This window comes from Bradyrhizobium aeschynomenes, from assembly GCF_013178945.1.
In the GTDB taxonomy this organism is placed as follows: domain Bacteria; phylum Pseudomonadota; class Alphaproteobacteria; order Rhizobiales; family Xanthobacteraceae; genus Bradyrhizobium; species Bradyrhizobium aeschynomenes.
Genome location: NZ_JABFDM010000002.1, coordinates 717,225 through 733,530, shown reverse-complemented (window position 1 = coordinate 733,530; position 16,306 = coordinate 717,225). Strand labels below are relative to the sequence as shown.

At 66.0% G+C, this 16,306-nt stretch carries 16 protein-coding genes; 7 read left to right on the top strand and 9 right to left on the bottom strand.

Annotated features, from left to right (window positions below; translation table 11 throughout):
* Positions 1–38 precede the first annotated feature (38 nt).
* The 6 genes from paaX to paaE all read left to right on the top strand — a co-directional run bounded on the left by paaX (position 39) and on the right by paaE (position 4,891).
* A complete protein-coding gene (gene paaX, locus HL666_RS07950) occupies positions 39–920 on the top strand; it encodes a phenylacetic acid degradation operon negative regulatory protein PaaX (protein WP_172180748.1) in 882 nt (293 codons plus the stop codon).
* A 78-nt stretch (positions 921–998) separates the two neighbouring features.
* Positions 999–1,988 (top strand): 1,2-phenylacetyl-CoA epoxidase subunit PaaA, encoded by a 990-nt coding sequence (paaA, locus tag HL666_RS07945; RefSeq protein ID WP_172134163.1) that lies wholly within the window; start codon positions 999–1,001, stop codon positions 1,986–1,988.
* 15 nt (positions 1,989–2,003) lie between these two features.
* Positions 2,004–2,291: a 1,2-phenylacetyl-CoA epoxidase subunit PaaB gene (gene paaB / locus HL666_RS07940; RefSeq protein WP_009025702.1), complete on the top strand. Its 288-nt coding sequence runs from the start codon at positions 2,004–2,006 to the stop codon at positions 2,289–2,291.
* Between the two features lie 144 nt (positions 2,292–2,435).
* Positions 2,436–3,212, top strand: coding sequence for a 1,2-phenylacetyl-CoA epoxidase subunit PaaC (gene paaC, locus HL666_RS07935; protein ID WP_172180747.1), 777 nt, complete (start codon positions 2,436–2,438; stop codon positions 3,210–3,212).
* On the top strand, positions 3,206–3,709 hold the full coding sequence (paaD, locus tag HL666_RS07930) for a 1,2-phenylacetyl-CoA epoxidase subunit PaaD (protein ID WP_172180745.1): 504 nt from the start codon (positions 3,206–3,208) through the stop codon (positions 3,707–3,709). The genes paaC and paaD overlap by 7 nt, the downstream gene beginning before the upstream one ends.
* 102 nt (positions 3,710–3,811) lie before the next feature.
* Entirely contained in the window at positions 3,812–4,891 is a 1,080-nt protein-coding gene (gene paaE / locus HL666_RS07925; protein ID WP_172180744.1) for a 1,2-phenylacetyl-CoA epoxidase subunit PaaE, read from the top strand.
* Here the strand turns inward: paaE and HL666_RS34130 are convergent.
* The 3 genes from HL666_RS34130 to paaI form a co-directional block, all read right to left on the bottom strand.
* Positions 4,876–5,370 (bottom strand): GIY-YIG nuclease family protein, encoded by a 495-nt coding sequence (locus tag HL666_RS34130; RefSeq protein WP_246741484.1) that lies wholly within the window; start codon positions 5,368–5,370, stop codon positions 4,876–4,878. The genes paaE and HL666_RS34130 overlap by 16 nt on opposite strands.
* Positions 5,371–5,518: 148 nt before the next feature.
* Positions 5,519–6,841 carry a phenylacetate--CoA ligase PaaK gene (gene paaK, locus HL666_RS07915; protein WP_172134168.1) on the bottom strand — a complete coding sequence of 441 codons (1,323 nt, stop codon included), beginning with the start codon at positions 6,839–6,841 and terminating at the stop codon, positions 5,519–5,521.
* A gap of 42 nt (positions 6,842–6,883) precedes the next feature.
* The gene (gene paaI / locus HL666_RS07910) at positions 6,884–7,345 is read right to left on the bottom strand and encodes a hydroxyphenylacetyl-CoA thioesterase PaaI (protein WP_172111983.1); all 462 of its coding nucleotides are present in this window, start codon (positions 7,343–7,345) and stop codon (positions 6,884–6,886) included.
* 242 nt (positions 7,346–7,587) lie between these two features.
* Here paaI and HL666_RS07905 point away from each other — a divergent pair, with 242 nt between their 5' ends.
* Entirely contained in the window at positions 7,588–8,634 is a 1,047-nt protein-coding gene (locus tag HL666_RS07905) for a YeeE/YedE family protein (RefSeq protein ID WP_172180976.1), read from the top strand.
* Between the two features lie 88 nt (positions 8,635–8,722).
* On the opposite strand, the gene HL666_RS07900 is transcribed toward HL666_RS07905, so the two are convergent.
* The 6 genes from HL666_RS07900 to HL666_RS07875 form a co-directional block, all read right to left on the bottom strand.
* Positions 8,723–9,940 (bottom strand): bifunctional alpha/beta hydrolase/OsmC family protein, encoded by a 1,218-nt coding sequence (locus tag HL666_RS07900; protein WP_172111984.1) that lies wholly within the window; start codon positions 9,938–9,940, stop codon positions 8,723–8,725.
* 1,021 nt (positions 9,941–10,961) lie between these two features.
* Positions 10,962–11,327, bottom strand: coding sequence for a hypothetical protein (locus HL666_RS07895; protein WP_172111985.1), 366 nt, complete (start codon positions 11,325–11,327; stop codon positions 10,962–10,964).
* A gap of 311 nt (positions 11,328–11,638) precedes the next feature.
* Positions 11,639–12,301, bottom strand: a complete 663-nt coding sequence (locus HL666_RS07890) for a sulfite oxidase-like oxidoreductase (RefSeq protein ID WP_172180742.1) — start codon at positions 12,299–12,301, stop codon at positions 11,639–11,641.
* Positions 12,302–12,339: 38 nt separating this feature from the next.
* Complete coding sequence (locus HL666_RS07885; RefSeq protein WP_172180740.1) at positions 12,340–13,668, bottom strand: MFS transporter; 1,329 nt, start codon at positions 13,666–13,668, stop codon at positions 12,340–12,342.
* 186 nt (positions 13,669–13,854) lie between these two features.
* On the bottom strand, positions 13,855–15,279 hold the full coding sequence (locus tag HL666_RS07880) for an amidase (protein WP_172180728.1): 1,425 nt from the start codon (positions 15,277–15,279) through the stop codon (positions 13,855–13,857).
* A 78-nt stretch (positions 15,280–15,357) separates the two neighbouring features.
* Positions 15,358–16,134 carry an SDR family oxidoreductase gene (locus tag HL666_RS07875; protein ID WP_172180726.1) on the bottom strand — a complete coding sequence of 259 codons (777 nt, stop codon included), beginning with the start codon at positions 16,132–16,134 and terminating at the stop codon, positions 15,358–15,360.
* Between the last annotated feature and the right edge of the window lie 172 nt (positions 16,135–16,306).

Genomic DNA, 16,306 nt, shown 5'->3' with positions numbered 1-16,306 from the left:
TCTTTTGTGATCGGGCGAAACCGGATAAAGCGGGGATCATGCACCAGCCGCTGTCCCGCATCGTCAGCCAGCTCAAGAGCGAGCCCTCGCGCACGGGGTCGCTGATCATCACGGTGTTCGGCGACGCCATCGTGCCGCGCGGCGGCAGCGTCTGGCTGGGGAGCTTGCTGGCCTTCTTCGAGGGCCTCGCGATCGACGGCAGCGTGGTGCGCACGGCGATGTCGCGGCTGACCGCGGAGGGCTGGTTCGAGCGCACCAGGAGCGGTCGCAACAGCTTCTATCGCCTGACGAGGCGCGGCGAGCAGACCTTTGCCGGCGCCACCCGGCACATCTACGAGTCGCTGCCCACCGAGTGGAACGGCAGCTTCGAGCTGGTGCTGATCGGCGGCACCGATGACCGCGAGCAGGCGCGGACGGCGCTGCGCGATGCCGGCTTCGGCAGTCCGCTGCCCGGCGTGTTCGTGGCGCTCACGAGCATTGCCTCGCCAGATGCGGTGGAGGGAGCAATCCGCCTGCAGGCCTCCGCCGGCTCGGATATGGCGCGGCGGCTGGTCGCCGAGAGCTGGGCGCTGGAGCGAACGGCTGAGGCCTACCGCAAGTTCACCGCCTCCTTCGCGCCGCTCAAGGCCAGCATCGAACGCGGCGAAGCGCTGACCGACGGCCAAGCCTTCACGGCCCGGATCCTGCTCATCCATCATTACCGGCGAATCGTGCTGCGCGATCCGCTGCTGCCGGCCGAGCTATTGCCCGGGAACTGGCCGGGGCGGCAGGCGAGGACGCTGTGCGGCGAGATCTATCGATTGCTGCTGCCCGGTGCCGAGCGCTGGCTCGATGCGCATGCGACCAACGAGGAGGGACCGCTGCCGGCAGCCGATGCGGCGCTGATGCGGCGGTTCGCCGACGAGGACGAGGCGGGCTGATATATTACGGAATTTGATTGCATCGCTCGAATTTTGTAATATGTTGGCGGCAACCAAGTCCTGGGAGGACGCCGCCGCATGTACACGCAGGCGCTTAATTCGCCCGAGGAGGGCAGCCTCGCCGAGGACGCCGTGCGCGCCTCGCGCTTTCAGGCCCGCGTCGATGCCGAGGAGCGCATCGAGCCGAACGACTGGATGCCGGCGGCCTATCGCAAGACGCTGGTCCGGCAGATTTCCCAGCACGCCCATTCCGAAATCGTCGGCATGCTGCCCGAGGGCAACTGGATCACGCGCGCGCCGAGCCTGCGCCGCAAGGCGGCGCTGCTCGCCAAGGTTCAGGACGAATGCGGCCATGGCCTCTATCTTTACGCCGCTGCCGAGACGCTCGGCGCCTCGCGCGAGGAACTGGTTGACGCGATGTTGGCCGGCAAGGCCAAGTACTCCTCGATCTTCAACTATCCGACCCTGACCTGGGCGGACATCGGCGTGATCGGCTGGCTGGTCGATGGCGCCGCGATCATGAACCAGATCCCATTGTGCCGCTGCTCCTACGGTCCCTATGCCCGGGCAATGATCCGCGTCTGCAAGGAAGAGTCGTTCCATCAGCGCCAGGGCTACGAGATCATGCTCACGCTGTGCCGCGGCACGGCCGAGCAGAAGGCGATGGCGCAGGATGCGCTGAACCGCTGGTGGTGGCCCGTGCTGATGATGTTCGGCCCGCCCGATCAGGCCAGCCAGCACAGCGATGCGTCGACCAAGTGGAAGATCAAGCGCTTCTCGAATGACGAGCTGCGGCAGAAGTTCATCGATGCCACCGTGCCGCAGGCGCAGTATCTCGGGCTGACGATGCCTGATCCCGAGATGACGCAGGACGCGCAGGGCCATTGGCGACACGGCCCGATCGACTGGAACGAGTTCAAGCAGGTGCTGGCCGGCAACGGCCCGTGCAATCGCGATCGGCTGTCGGCGCGCCGCAAGGCGCATGCCGACGGCGCCTGGGTGCGCGAGGCGGCGGCCGCTTACGCCGAGAAGCGCGCGCGGCGCCAGATGGCGCAAGCCGCCGAATAGCAGGGAGAGAGCGAGATGGCGACGCCGAACACGCCGTTGTGGGAGGTCTTCATCCGCAGCCGCAACGGGCTCGCGCACAAGCATTGCGGCTCGCTGCATGCGCCCGACGCCACCATGGCGCTGCAGGCCGCGCGCGACCTCTACACCCGCCGCGGAGAAGGCCTGTCGATCTGGGTGGTGCCGTCGAGCGCGATTACCGCCTCCGATCCCGCCGACAAGGGCATGATGTTCGAGCCGGCGGAATCGAAGATCTATCGTCACCCGACGTTCTATGAAGTGCCGGAAGAAGTCGGGCATATGTAGGTGCAACTCCTCATGGTGAGGAGGCGCGTAGCGCCGTCTCGAACCATGAGGCCCGGTATCGCTTATGGCCCATCCTTCGAGACGCCCGCCTGCGGCGGGCTCCTCAGGATGAGGTCGAATGCGTGGCTTCAGAGGCGAAACGTCATGACCGCTCCCTCGATCACCGTCTCCGAAACGCCGCTGGTGCTGTACACCTTGCGCCGTGCCGATGATGCGCTGATCCTCGGCCATCGCCTGTCGGAATGGTGCGGCCACGCGCCCATGCTCGAAGAGGACATGGCGCTGTCCAACATGGCGCTCGACCTGATCGGCCAGGCGCGCGAGCTCTACGGCTACGCGGCGAAGGTCGAGGGCCGCGGCCATGACGAGGACAAGCTCGCTTATCTCCGCGACGTCAGGCAGTACCGCAACCTGCTTCTTGTCGAGCGTCCCAACGGCGATTTCGCACACACGATGGTGCGGCAGCTGTTCTACGCGGCGTTCGCCGATCTGTATTGGCGCGGCATGATGGGCTCCACCGATGCGACGCTCGCGGCGATCGCGGCCAAGTCGGAGAAGGAATGCGCCTATCATCTGCGCCATGCCAGCGAATGGGTGATCCGGCTCGGTGACGGCACCGACGAGAGCCACCGCCGTGCGCAGGCCGCGGTCGACGATCTCTGGGCGTATACCGGCGAGATGTTCAGCGTCGACGGCTCCGAGCGTGGCCTGATCGATGCCGGCATCGCGACCGACCCGACGATGCTGTTGCCGGAATGGCTGTCGATCGTCTCGCATGTCGCGCGCGAGGCAACGCTCGTGCTGCCCGAGAACGACTGGATGCAGCAGGGCGGCCGCGACGGGCGGCACAGCGAGCATCTCGGCCATCTCCTCAGCGAGCTGCAATACATGCAGCGCAGCTTCCCCGGTGCGACGTGGTAGTCGCCGACACCAGCCCGGCCGAGTTGCGCCAGCGTGCCTGGGACGCGGCGGCGTCGGTCGCCGATCCGGAAATCCCGGTGCTGACGATCGATGATCTCGGCGTGCTGCGCGAGGTCGAGGTGGTCGGCGACCGCGTCGAGGTCGCGATCACGCCGACCTATTCCGGCTGTCCCGCCATGAACATGATCGCGCTGGAGATCGAGCTCGCGCTGGAGCGCGCCGGGTTTTGCGGGGCCAGGGTTCGCACCGTGTTGTCGCCGGCCTGGACCACCGACTGGATGAGCGAGGAAGGGCGTCGCAAGCTGCGCGACTACGGCATCGCGCCGCCGCAGCCGTCGAGCGGACGGCGCGCGCTGTTCGGCGTCGCCGAGGTCGCTTGCCCGCAATGCGGCTTGGCCGACACCGAGCAGCTTGCCGAATTCGGCTCGACCTCGTGCAAGGCGTTGTGGCGCTGCAAATCGTGCCGCGAGCCGTTCGACTATTTCAAGTGCCACTGATGCAGCCACATCCGTCATTGCGAGCGCAGCGAAGCAATCCAGGGTCCCGCCCATAGCCCTGGATTGCTTCGCTGCGCCCGCAATGATGCGGGGATAGGTTCGATGTCGACAACGCCACGATTCCACCGTCTCGCCGTCCGTGACCTGCGCCGCGAGGCGCCGGATGCGGTGTCCTTGACGTTTGCCATTCCGAGCGAACTGGCGGCGGACTATCTGTTCGCACCGGGACAATATCTCACGCTCAAGACCATGCTCGGCGGCGAGGAGGTCCGGCGCTCCTATTCGATCTGCTCCGGTCCCGATGACGACGAGATCCGCATTGCCGTGAAGCGCGTCGATGGCGGCGCCTTCTCCAGCTTCGTCACCGACGAGTTGAAGCGCGGTGACGAGATTGAAGTGATGACACCGACCGGACGTTTCGGCGTGGCGCTGGATCCTGCGACGGCGCGGACCCATGTCGGCTTTGCGGCCGGCTCGGGCATCACGCCGATCCTGTCGATCGTGAAGGCCGTGCTGGCGCGCGAGCCGAACAGCCGGTTCTTCCTGTTCTACGGCAACCGCACCACTGGCGGAATGCTGTTTCGCGAGCAACTCGAGGAGCTGAAGGACCGCTTTCTCGAGCGCTTCTCGGTGTTCCACGTCATCTCCGGCGAGGAGCAGGATCTGCCGATCCTGCACGGCCGGCTCGACGGCGAGAAGGTGCGCATGCTGCTGCGCTCGCTGGTGCCGGCCGAGAGTGTCGATCACGTCTTCATCTGCGGCCCGATGGGGATGAGCGAGGACATCGAGTCCGCCTGCCGCGCCCTCGGCATCCCCGACGACCGCGTCCACATCGAGCGCTTCGTCTCCGGGGCCGGCGGCAGGCCGCGGCCGAAGATGGTCGTTCCTGACTCCGCTCCGCCGAAGGCGATCGCCGCCCTGATCATCGACGGCAAGCGCCGCGAGGTGCCGGTCGCCGAGGGCGAAGCCATCCTCGACGCCGCGCTCCGCGCCGGTGTCGACCTGCCGTTCGCCTGCAAGGGCGGCATGTGCTCCACCTGCCGTGCCAAGCTGGTCGAGGGCAAGGCCGAGATGGACCTGAACTACTCGCTCGAGCCATGGGAATTGCAGGCCGGCTTCGTGCTGACCTGCCAGGCGAAGCCGGTGACGGAGCGGGTGGTGGTGGACTACGACCATATGTGAGGGCACGCTCCGCTCTCGACCCTCACCCTGAGGAGCCCGCCGCAGGCGGGCGTCTCGAAGGGCGAGGCCCGTGCTGTGGCCTCATGGTTCGAGACGCGCCTTGCGGCGCTCCTCACCATGAGGAGATGGGGCGTTGCTCGGACTTGGGGCTTTGAACTCCGTTTGGACGCGGCGAAGGTTTTCACTTGAAAGTCGTTCTCCGTGCCGAGAGAGCCCGTAGGCCGTCGAGATCGCCGTATAAGCGCGTCTTTCTTGGCGCGGCTCCACTTTTTCAACCGGCGTTCGCTTTCGATGGCGTCCGTGATCCGCTCGAACCATTGCGCGTAGACCAATCTGACGGGACGACGGGTCAGCGTGTAGCCGCCGAAGGTCCCGTCATTGTGCTGGGCCACCCGTAGTTCCAGCGACGTTCTGGTCGTTCCGATATAGAGGCGGCCGTCGGCGCAGAGGACGATGTAGAGATACGCTCCTTCGGTCATCAGACTTCTCGTACTGTCGACCCTCACTCTGAGCAGCCCGCCGCAGGCGGGGGTCTCGAAGGGCGAGGCCTGCACTGTGGCCTCATGGTTCGAGACGCGCCTGCGGCGCTCCTCACCATGAGGGGTGAGATGGCAAAGCTAGGATGCATCATCCCGCCGGCCTCCGATCCTTGATCCGCTTGGCCTTGCCGGCCGAACGTTCCAGCGTGTCGGGCGGCACGGCCTTCACCTTCGCTGTCACGCCGATGGTGTTCTTGATGTGGATCGAGATCCTCTCCGCATGCTCGCCGAGCCCGCTCTCATCCCAATGCTCGGGGCGCGACTCCGCGTAGATCGTCAGCTCGTCCATGCGGCCTTCGCGCGTCAATTCCAGCATGAAATGGCCGCCGCACCATTCGGTGGTCAGCAGGATCTCCTCGATCTGCGACGGGAACAGGTTGACGCCGCGCAGGATGATCATGTCGTCGGAGCGGCCGGTGACCTTCTCCATGCGCCGCATGCCCGGCCGCGCGGTGCCCGGCAGCAGCCGCGTCAGATCGCGGGTGCGGTAGCGGATGACGGGGAAGGCCTCCTTGGTCAGCGAGGTGAACACCAGTTCGCCCATCTCGCCGTCGGGCAGCACGCGGCCGGTGTCGGGATCGACGATCTCCGGGTAGAAATGATCCTCCCAGATGTGCAGGCCGTCCTTCGTTTCGAGGCACTCCTGCGCCACGCCGGGGCCGATCACCTCGGACAGGCCGTAAATGTCGGTGGCGTCCATCGCAAACGCGTCCTCGATCTCGGCGCGCATCGCATTGGTCCAGGGCTCGGCGCCAAAGATGCCGATCTTCAGCGAGCTCTGCCGGGGATCGAGGCCCTGGCGCTTGAACTCGTCGAGGATCGCCAGCATGTAGCTCGGCGTCACCGTGATGATGTCGGGGCGGAAATCGTTGATCAGCTGCACCTGCCGCTCGGTCATGCCGCCGGAGATCGGCACCACGGTACAGCCGAGCTCCTCGGCGCCGTAATGGACGCCGAGGCCGCCGGTGAACAGGCCATAGCCATACGCATTGTGGATGATCATGCCGCCGCGGCCGCCGGCGGCACGGATCGAGCGCGCCATCACGGCCGACCATGTCGCGATATCGTTTTTGGTGTAGCCGACGACGATCGGCTTGCCGGTCGTGCCCGAGGAGGCGTGGACCCGAACCAGTTGCTCGCGCGGCACGGCGAACATGTTGAACGGGTAGTTGTCGCGCAGGTCGGTCTTCACCGTGAACGGAAACTTGGCGAGGTCGGCGAGCTCGCGGAAGTCTGACGGATGAACGCCGGCCTTGTCGAACGCCTGGCGGTAATGGGCGACGTTGTCATAGGCGTGCTTCAGCGACCAGGCGAGGCGTTGGGTCTGCAGCGTCATGATCTGGTCGCGCGAGGCGCGCTCGGTGTCGTCCATCTCGGGCACGTAAGCGCCGGCCGATTGAAGCTTGGTCATGGGGTCAGGTCCTCCGGCGGAGCGGCGGTGGCAAGGAATGGGTCAGCGTGCGGCCTCGGGCGCGCCGCCCGGGACCAGTGTGCCGCCGATGCTGCGGGAATGGCCGCGAAACTCGGCGATCACGGTGTCTTCCACGGTGACGCGAACGTCGTAGATGCCGGAGCGCCCGCTGCGCGACACTTCGTGCGCACGGGCGGTCAGGACATCGCCGAGCTTGCCCGGCCGGATGAAGCTGATGCTGCCCTGGGCCGCCACGGTGCGGTCGTTGTGGGAGTTGCAGGCGAATGCGAAGGCGGAATCGGCCAGCGTGAAGATGAAGCCGCCATGGGCGATGCCATGGCCGTTGACCATGTGCGGCTGAATCGTCATCCGCAGGGTCGCGCGGCCCGGACCGATCTCGATGATCTGCATGCCCAGCCCCTGGCTGGCGCGATCGTCCTGCCACATCGCGTCGGCGCAGGCCCGGGCGAGGGCGTCGGGAGAGAGTGGCGCCGCTCCGCTCATGGGCGGGCCTCCGGCCGCGCACCGGCCAGAATCGGCGCATGAGGATGCGCTGGTGAAACCACGGCGTTCTCTCCCGCTGATGCTTGTTGGAACAAGCATTCTGAACTAGTTAAGCGCGATATCGTGGCGAATATTCCGCGCGCGTCAAGCGAAAGCGATGCTTGCGCAGCCCGCGTGCCGCCGCCTCCTTTCCGCAACCAGAAGGACTCCCGCGCGTGCCGGAAGCTGCTGATGTGGCCATCATGGCCGGTCTTGGAATTGGCCTGTTGTATGGCGCCGTCGGTCTGCTCAGCGGCTTCTGCATGATGAGCAGCCTGCGCGGCTGGTGGGCCGATGGCGACGGCCGTCTGGTCCGGACCTACGCCCTGGCGATGGGGACGGCAGTCATCGCCACGCAGTTGCTTGCAGCCAATGGCGCTGTCGATCTCGGCAAGTCGATCTATCTGCAGCCGGCCTTCTCGGTGCCGCTGATGTTCGCCGGCGGCGTCCTGTTCGGCTACGGCATGGTGCTGGCGAATGGCTGCGGCTCGCGCGCGCTTGTGCTGCTTGGCTGCGGCAATCTGCGCTCCTTCGTCGTGGTGATCGTGCTGGCGGTCGCGGCCGAGATGACCTTGAAGGGCCTGATCGCGCCGCTGCGTATCGCGCTGATGCAGACGTCCCAGACAACGGCAACGGCGACGTCGCTCCCCGCGCTGCTCTCGGTCGGTGGGCTGCACGGTGCGCCGGCGCGGCTGCTGCCGGCGCTCGCGCTCGGCGGCCTGCTGATCGTCTTTTCCTTCGCGCATGCGCCATTCCGGCGCGCGCCGGGGCAGATGCTCGCCGGTCTCATTGTCGGCCTGCTGATCGCTGCGGGCTGGTTCGCGACCGGGTATCTTGGCGCTGACGATTTCAACCCGGTGCCGGTGGCCTCGTTGACCTTCGTCGCTCCGATCGCCGATGCCTTGCAATATGTGATGCTCTCGACCGGTTCGACGGTGAGCTTCGGCATCGCCACGGTGGCCGGCGTGCTGGCCGGCAGCCTCGTGGCCGCCGTGGTCACGCGCCGCTTCAAGCTCGAAGGCTTCCACTCGCCGCATCATATGCTGCGCTCGGCCGGCGGTGCCGCGCTGATGGGGATCGGCGGCGTCATGGCGCTAGGCTGCTCGGTCGGGCAGGGGCTGACGGGACTGTCGACCCTGGCGCTGCCATCGTTCGTGGCGATCGCGGGAATTTTCGTTGGCACCGCGTTGGGCTTGCGCGGCGCGCTGCGCGTGCGGCCGTTGAAGATCGAGCCACAGCCGGCGCATTAGTCTCATTGTGTCACAACGACCGTCATTCCGGCTTCAAGGCCTGCGGCGTTGCCCCGGAATGACGGTGGTTGGGACGGAGTGAATGAGGTCACTCCGCCGCGCGCGTGACGATGCGGATCTCCGATGTCAGGGTCCGGTGCACCGGGCATTTGTCGGCGATCTCCATCAGCTTCTTGCGCTGCTCCTGATCGAGCGCGCCGTCCATGTGGATCTCGCGCTCGAGCTGATCGATCAGGCCGACCTTGGTCTCGCACTCTGCGCAATCCTCCGCATGGATCTTGCTATGGCGCAGAGTCACGGTGAGCCGATCGAGCGGCAGCGCTTTGCGGTCGGCATAGAGCCGCATCGTCATCGAGGTGCAGGCGCCGAGCGCGGCGAGCAGCAAATCGTAGGGGCCGGGGCCGGTGTCCTGGCCGCCGACCGACAGCGGCTCGTCGGCCGTCAAGCGATGCGGTCCGAGCGCGATGCTCTGCTGCAGCTTGCTGGAGCGGGTCTCGCGCACGACGACATCGCGCGGACCATCCGTGGCCGCGGGCTCGACGGCCGCGGGTGCGACGTAGCGGCCGGCCCAGCTCGCGATCACCTCGGCGATATAGGCGGCATCCAGCCTGCTGCTGATGAGATGATCGGCATGGTCCAGCGAGATGAAGCTCTTCGGATGCCTGGCCGCGACGAAGATGTGGGTCGCATTGTCGATGCCCACGGTGTCGTCGACGGGCGAATGCATCACCAAGAGCGCCTTGTGCAGATGCTTGACCTTGTCGAGCAATCGCTGCTCGGCGACGTCGTCGAGGAACGAACTGCTGATGCGGAACGGACGACCCGCCAGCGAGACCTCGGCCGAGCCGTCGCGGCGGATCGCCTCGAGGCTGTCCTTGAACATGTCCGTGACATGGGCCGGATCGGAAGGGGCAGCGATCGTCACCACGGCCTTCGCATCCGGGATGTCGCCGGCCGCCGCCAGCACCGCGGCGCCGCCGAGGCTGTGGCCGATGAGGATGGCCGGCGCCTGTCGTGTCTCACGCAGATGATCGGCGGCACGGATGAGGTCGGCGACGTTGGAGGAGAACGTGGTATTCGCGAAGTCGCCCTCGCTGGAGCCGAGGCCGGTGAAGTCGAACCGCAGCACCGCGATGCCATGCGCCGTGAGCGCCATCGCGATGCGCCTCGCTGCGTGGGTGTCCTTGCCGCAGGAGAAGCAATGCGCGAACAGCGCATACGCCCGCGGCGCGCTGTCGGGCAGGTCGAGCGCCGCCGACAATTGATCGCCGCCTGCGCCTTCAAACTGGAAACGTTCGGTTGGCATGATGTGTTCCCCCTCGTTTTGCCCGCTTGCGGCGATGACGCCTCACATTGCCATATAGCAGATCGGGCCTGCATGTGTCGGTGCCCGGAAACGATCGGCACCTTTCGCGCTGCCCCTGGATTGCTTCGCTTGCGCTCGCAATGACGGTCGTGGCGGGCAGCGGATGCTCTACACGCTCCGTCATCGCGAGCGCAGTGAAGCGATCCAGGGGCTCGGCAATCACGCGAGGACGTCAGTTCAGTAACGATCTCGTGCTGCATCTGCATCAACTTCAGATATGAAGATGCCATCTCGCGGCCTCTACGGGCCCGAGTTGTGCGGATCGTCGCGCCTCTCACAAGCGAGAGGGCGCAGGGAAGGTCGGGAGCCTGCCGCCCCCATGGCCCGCCTGCGGAAAAAAATGCAGGCGGCAGGTACCACAGGTTCGGCCAAAGGACATCCCGGCCTTCCCTGCGCAATGGTTGGAACGGCTTATACGTGCTCTCTCCGGGGAACGGCTGTCTTGCCCCCGTCACCGCGATGCGCGTCAACAGCACCGCGATTTGACGCCAGCGCCGCGGCGTCAAGACCACACGATTTCGCCGTGCGCGCCGGACCGTTCGTCCGCATGGAGACCCACGCTGCGACCCGTCGCGCCCACCGCATCCCGCGCTCCACGTCCGTGACGATCGCGATCCGTCCCTCTGCAACGAGGCGGGATGGCGGAGAGTAAATCACGATTTTCAGAAATCGTCAAGAGGGAATGTTTTGGGATGCTAGGTTTGTCGATGGCGGCAACACCGCCCGGGCGCTGGTTATCCACGATCGGAGTTTTGCGCTCACCTGTCTCCTCATCGTCATGGCCGGGCGTGTCCCGGCCATCCACGTCGTTCGGCACCCTGGGAACGACGTGGATACCCGGGACAAGCCCGGGCATGACGGAGTGACTAATTGGCAATCTCGCTCGTTACGAGGTTGGCTTATTGGCGATTGCACAGCGATCAGCCCGGACCCGCGATCGGTCTCACCAGTCACGCCACGATCACTCCCGTTGAGGGATCAGCTCGATGACCTGTTCGCCGTTCCGGATCGCCGTCGGCAGATCCTGCGCGACGAGATCGGAAATCCATTGCACCAGCGTCGGAAGGCCTTCCTCCTTCGCCTGACGGCGAAGCGGGGGCAGGTCGCGCTCGTGCGCGGTGCCGACCTTGATGTTGAGACGCTCATAGGGAATGTCGCCGTCCGGCGGCCTGTAGCGCGCATCGAACAGGCGCCGGCCGTGGCTGCGGACGAGATGAATGCGAATGCCGCCGAGATCCTGTGCGGTCAGCGCGGCGAGGATGACGGAAGGCTTGAGCAGGTACCCATAGCCCTTGGGGATCTTGCCGGTCTCTGAGGTGAACTCCATGCTGCGTCTCTGGCACGTTCGGATATGACGATCAGATCGTCAGCCTGCTGGTCATGACTGCGCCCTCTCCCCTTGTGGGAGAGGGCATGTAGGAAAGTGCTGCGGGCTCGGTTGGGTGAGGGGTATGCCGCGAGCAAGGTATTCGTGGAGAGAGACCCCTCACCCAATCGAGTGATTGGATAGGCCGGAGATGCCCTCTCCCACAAGGGGAGAGGGCGCTGTATCGCGCAGCCGCTCTGGAATGTTAGCAGCGATTCGGCGAGTAGGGCGGGCAAAGCTACACGTGCCACCCTACGAGTCGGTTAGGCCCATCACTCCGAATAGCGTTGCTCGGCCCAGGGATCGCCGCGGTTGTGATAGCCGCGGACCTCCCAATAGCCGGGCTTGTCGGCGTCGAGAAACTCGATCGCCTTCAGCCATTTCGCGCTCTTCCAGAAATACAGATGCGGCACCACGACGCGCACCGGGCCGCCATGCTCCCCGGTGATCGGCGCGCCGGACCAGCTGTGCGCGAGCAGCGCGTCCTCGGCGGCGAAATCCTCGAGCGTCAGGTTGGTGGTGTAGCCGTCATAGGAATGCAGCACGACGAAGTCGGCGGTGCCGCGCGGCCGGCAGGCGGCGAGCAGGTCGCGCGTGGCGAGACCTTCCCATTGATTGTCGTAGCGCGACCATGTCGTGACGCAATGAATGTCGGAGACGAACTGGCGCTGCTCCTGGGCGCGGAAGGCCGCGAAATCCCAGAACAGTGGATTTTCGACCGCACCATAGACGTCGAGCCGCCAGCGCTCGGATGTGATCGACGGCGTCAGGCCGAGATCGAGCACTGGCCAGTCGCGGGTCAGATGCTGGCCCGGCGGCAGGCGCTGGTCCTCCGGCCTGACGATGCGGCCGGTCAGGAATTTGCCTTCGCGCGCCCAGCGCTCCTTGCTGCGGGTCAGCTTGCTCTCGGGCGGCAGCCCGGACTCGTCTGCCATGTCGGCACCTCGTCAATTCGTGCGGCTCATTCACGCGCTCATTCATGCCTGTGCATGGCGGACGCATGCTTGGTGTCGCGCATGGTCGCATAGATGAGCAGCGAGAGGAAGATCACGCCGGAGAGGTAATAGTAGAACCAGGTTTCGTGCCCGATGCTCTTGAAGTACAGCGCGATCGCGGGCGCAGTGCCGCCGAACAGCGAGACCGTGATCGCATAGGGCAGGCCGACGCCGAGCGCGCGGATGTTGGTCGGGAACAGCTCCGCCTTCACCACCGCGTTGATCGAGGTGTAACCGGCCGTGAAGATCCAGGCGCCGCAGATCAGCAGGAAGGCGGTGAACGGCTCCTTGGTGGCCTTGAGCGCGGTCAGGATCGGGATCGTCGACAGGGTGCCGGCGATGCCGAAGAAGATCAGGAGCGGCTTGCGGCCGATCCGGTCGGAGATCGCGCCGTACAGCGGCTGCAGCACGCAGGCGAACAGCAGCGAGCCGAAGATCACCATCGTGGTCTGGTCCTCGGTGAGGCCGACCGACAGCTTCACGAAAGTCTGCATGTAGGTCGTGAAGGTGTAGAATGCGGCGGTACCGCCCGCCGTGAGGCCGACGACCAGCAGCAGCTCGCGCGGATATCTGAACAGAGCGGCCATCGAGCTCGACGAGCCCGCCTTCTTCTTGGCTTCCACGAACGCCTCGGTCTCGTGCAGATTGCGCCGCATCACCGCGACGAAGATCGCAAGGCAGGCGCCGATGAAGAAGGGAATGCGCCAGCCCCAGGCCTTGAGCTCCTCGGTGGTCAGAAACACCTTCTGCAGCAGCAGCAGCAGCACGACGATCGCGGTGAGCTGGCCGCCGATCAGGGTGACGTATTGGAAGCTGGAATAGAAGCCGCGATGCTTGGCGTCGGCGACCTCCGAGAGATAGGTGGCGCTGGCGCCGTATTCGCCGCCGAGACTGAGGCCTTCGATGACGCGGGCGAGCGCCAGGATGATCGGCGCGGCGATGCCGATGGTGGCGTAGGTCGGCGTCACCGCGATGATCAGCGAGCCGAAGCACATGCAGAGCACGGAGACCGTCAGCGACAGCCTGCGGCCATATTGGTCGGCAAGGTAGCCGAACAGCCAGCCGCCGAGCGGGCGCATCAGGAAGGTCGCGGCGAACACCACGGCCGCGTTGAGCTGCTCGACGACGGGGTCCTTCGACGGGAAGAACGCCGGCGCGAAGTACAAGGCGAATGCCGTGTAGGCGTAGAAGTCGTACCATTCGACCAGATTGCCGGCGGAGCCGATCAGGATGGCCTTGATGCGCCGCTCGACGTCGCTGAACGTCGTAGCGGGCTCTACGGCAGGCTCGATCGCCTGGTCTGTCATATCCGGTCTCCGGGCAAGCGTGGTTTGCGGCCCTTCTACGGCAGCCGCCCGAATTGCCAACAGCCGATAACGGACATGGGTCCCATGTTCAGCGCATGGAACTCGGCGCAAATCAAAGCAGAACTGCCGCCCCTGATGGAGCCCGCCAGAAGACGGGCGTCTCGAACCATGAGGCCCCTGATCAGATCAGCTTTTCGGGGCGCGCGGATCGATCGGGGTCGAGCTGGCTATGCCGAGGATGTCCTCCAGCACCTTGGCGCCGGCGAGCAGCTTGGCGTCAGCGCGCGGCCGCGCGATCACCTGCAGCCCCACCGGAAGCCCCGATGCCGTGAAGCCGCAGGGCAGCGACAGGGCCGGGCAGCAGGCCAGCGTGATCGCATAGACGATGCCGAGCCACTGCACGTAGTTGTCGAATTTGTGCCCGGCGCATTCGGCGACGTAGCGGTTCTCGATCGGGAAGGGCGGCACGATGGTCGCCGGCGCCAGCAGCAGGTCATAGGTCTCGAAGAACGTCACCGCGCGCGCGGTGATCGCCACGCGCTGCGCCTCGGCGCGCGCGATCTGCGCGACCGAGAGCTTCAGTCCTTCCTCGATGTTCCAGATCACTTCCGGCTTCAACTGCTCGCGCTTGGTGCGCAGCAGCTCCTGCTTGCTCATCGCGAAGTCCAGCGCGCGCAGCACATGGAAGCATTCGTGCGCCTCGCTGAAATCAGGATGCGCCTCCTCGACGATGACGCCCAGCTCGGCGAAGCGCTGCGCCGCCTTGCGGGTCACTGCAATCACCTCGGGATCGACCGGCGTGATGCCGAGATCGGGCGAATAGGCGACGCGCACCGGCTTCTTGCCGGAGCGAGCCGCGGCCAGGAACGAGGTCGCGGGCGATGGCAGCGAGATCGGGTCGGCGGCGTGCTCACCGCTCATCGCGTCGAGCAGCAGCGCGAGGTCCTCGACATTGCGGGCCATCGGGCCCTGGACGCCGAGGTTGCGGTCGACGGCGACCGCTGGCGTATGCGCGACGCGGCCGAAGCTCGGGCGCAGGCCGACGATGCCGCAGAAACTCGCGGGATTGCGCAGCGAGCCGCCCATGTCGGAGCCGTGCGCCAGCCAGGCCATGCCGGTGGCGAGCGCCACCGCTGCGCCGCCGGAGGAGCCGGCCGCGGAGCGGGACGTGTCCCAGGGATTGCGCGTGGCGCCGAATACCTCGTTGAAGGTGTTGGCGCCGGCGCCGAACTCCGGCGTGTTCGACTTGGCGTAGATCACGCCGCCATTGCTTTCGAGATGCTCGACCATGAGATCGGAGCGTTCCGGAATCCGGTCCTTGAAGATCGGCGAGCCCTGCGTCGTCAGCACGCCCGCGACATCAGTGAGATCCTTGATCGGGACAGGCAACCCGGCGAGCACGCCGCGTTCGCCGGCCGGCTTCTGCATCAGCGCCTTGGCGTGGTCGCGCGCGCGATCGAAGCACAAGGTCGGCAGCGCATTGACCTTGTCGTCGACGGCTGAAATGCGCGTTTCCAGCGCATCGAGGCAATCGAGCGGGGTGACCTCGCCGGCCTTCAACTTGTCGACGACGGTGCAGGCGGTCTCACGGATCAATCCCTGGTCGGCCAAAGTGCGGTTCTCCTGATGGCAAGCGTCCGGCGCGACGTTGTAGATCACGTTTGCGGCGAGGTGGGAAGGTCGCGGCGATCAACCCCACCCTGCGCTGATGCCGCCATCGACGGTATAGATCACGCCAGACGTGTAGCCGGCGCGGTCGGATGCCAGGAACGCCATCAGGTCCGCGATCTCCCGTGGATGCGCGGGACGGCCGAGCGGCAGGCCCTTCTGGAATTCCGTGTAGCGGCTCTCGTCGCCGAATTGCTGTTGGGCGCGGGTCTTCAGCAGGGTGACATGGCGATCGGTGCCGACCGGCCCGGGATTGATGCCGACGACGCGGATGTTGTCGGCGAGGCTCTTGGAGCCGAGCGCGCGGGTGAAGGCCATCAGCGCCGCGTTGCCGGCGCTGCCGCAGATATAGTTGGCGTCGAACTTTTCGCCGGCCGCGCCGATGTCGTTGATGATCACGCCCGAGCCGCGCGCCTTCATTTGCGCGTAGACCAGCCGAGCCAGGTTGATGAAGCCGAACACCTTCAGGTCCCAGGCATGCCGCCAGGTCGCCTCGTCGATCTTGTCGATCGGGCCGCCCGGAATGTCGCCGGCATTGTTGACGAGGATGTCGATGTCGCTGGCCTCCTGGGCCAGTCGGGTCACGTCCTCGGACTTGCGCAGGTCCACCACATGCGCGGCCGCATCGATCTGGTGCTTCGAGCGGAGCTGCTCGACCAGCGCCGACAGCCGGTCGGCGCTGCGCGCGGCGAGCCGGACATGGCAGCCCTCCTCGGCAAACGCCTCGGTTGCCGCGGCGCCGATGCCCTTGGAGGCGCCGGTGATGAGAACGCGCTTGCCGCGCAGATGAAGGTCCATGGAGGCTCTCGCTGAATTCTGGAGGAGACCGGATTGTCTTGTGCGATTGTCTTGCGCGTCAGCCATGCGGTCAATCCCGCACCGCAGCGTTGCGCTTGCCCCTGGTTTGGTCCATTCAGGCGATCGACAAATTCAGCCGGGCCAACCGGCGCAACCCGCAAGGATCCGCTCG

Excerpts from the sequence above, each read along its gene's own strand:
- HL666_RS07900 (WP_172111984.1), bottom strand. The coding sequence starts at position 9,940 with ATGCCAACCGAACGTTTCCAGTTTGAAGGCGCAGGCGGCGATCAATTG.
- paaI (WP_172111983.1), bottom strand. The coding sequence starts at position 7,345 with ATGAGCGGAGCGGCGCCACTCTCTCCCGACGCCCTCGCCCGGGCCTGC.
- HL666_RS07905 (WP_172180976.1), top strand. The coding sequence starts at position 7,588 with ATGGCCGGTCTTGGAATTGGCCTGTTGTATGGCGCCGTCGGTCTGCTC.
- paaC (WP_172180747.1), top strand. The coding sequence starts at position 2,436 with ATGACCGCTCCCTCGATCACCGTCTCCGAAACGCCGCTGGTGCTGTAC.
- HL666_RS07885 (WP_172180740.1), bottom strand. The coding sequence starts at position 13,668 with ATGACAGACCAGGCGATCGAGCCTGCCGTAGAGCCCGCTACGACGTTC.
- HL666_RS07890 (WP_172180742.1), bottom strand. The coding sequence starts at position 12,301 with ATGGCAGACGAGTCCGGGCTGCCGCCCGAGAGCAAGCTGACCCGCAGC.
- HL666_RS34130 (WP_246741484.1), bottom strand. The coding sequence starts at position 5,370 with ATGACCGAAGGAGCGTATCTCTACATCGTCCTCTGCGCCGACGGCCGC.
- paaK (WP_172134168.1), bottom strand. The coding sequence starts at position 6,841 with ATGACCAAGCTTCAATCGGCCGGCGCTTACGTGCCCGAGATGGACGAC.
- paaE (WP_172180744.1), top strand. The coding sequence starts at position 3,812 with ATGTCGACAACGCCACGATTCCACCGTCTCGCCGTCCGTGACCTGCGC.
- HL666_RS07875 (WP_172180726.1), bottom strand. The coding sequence starts at position 16,134 with ATGGACCTTCATCTGCGCGGCAAGCGCGTTCTCATCACCGGCGCCTCC.
- HL666_RS07895 (WP_172111985.1), bottom strand. The coding sequence starts at position 11,327 with ATGGAGTTCACCTCAGAGACCGGCAAGATCCCCAAGGGCTATGGGTAC.
- paaA (WP_172134163.1), top strand. The coding sequence starts at position 999 with ATGTACACGCAGGCGCTTAATTCGCCCGAGGAGGGCAGCCTCGCCGAG.
- paaX (WP_172180748.1), top strand. The coding sequence starts at position 39 with ATGCACCAGCCGCTGTCCCGCATCGTCAGCCAGCTCAAGAGCGAGCCC.
- paaB (WP_009025702.1), top strand. The coding sequence starts at position 2,004 with ATGGCGACGCCGAACACGCCGTTGTGGGAGGTCTTCATCCGCAGCCGC.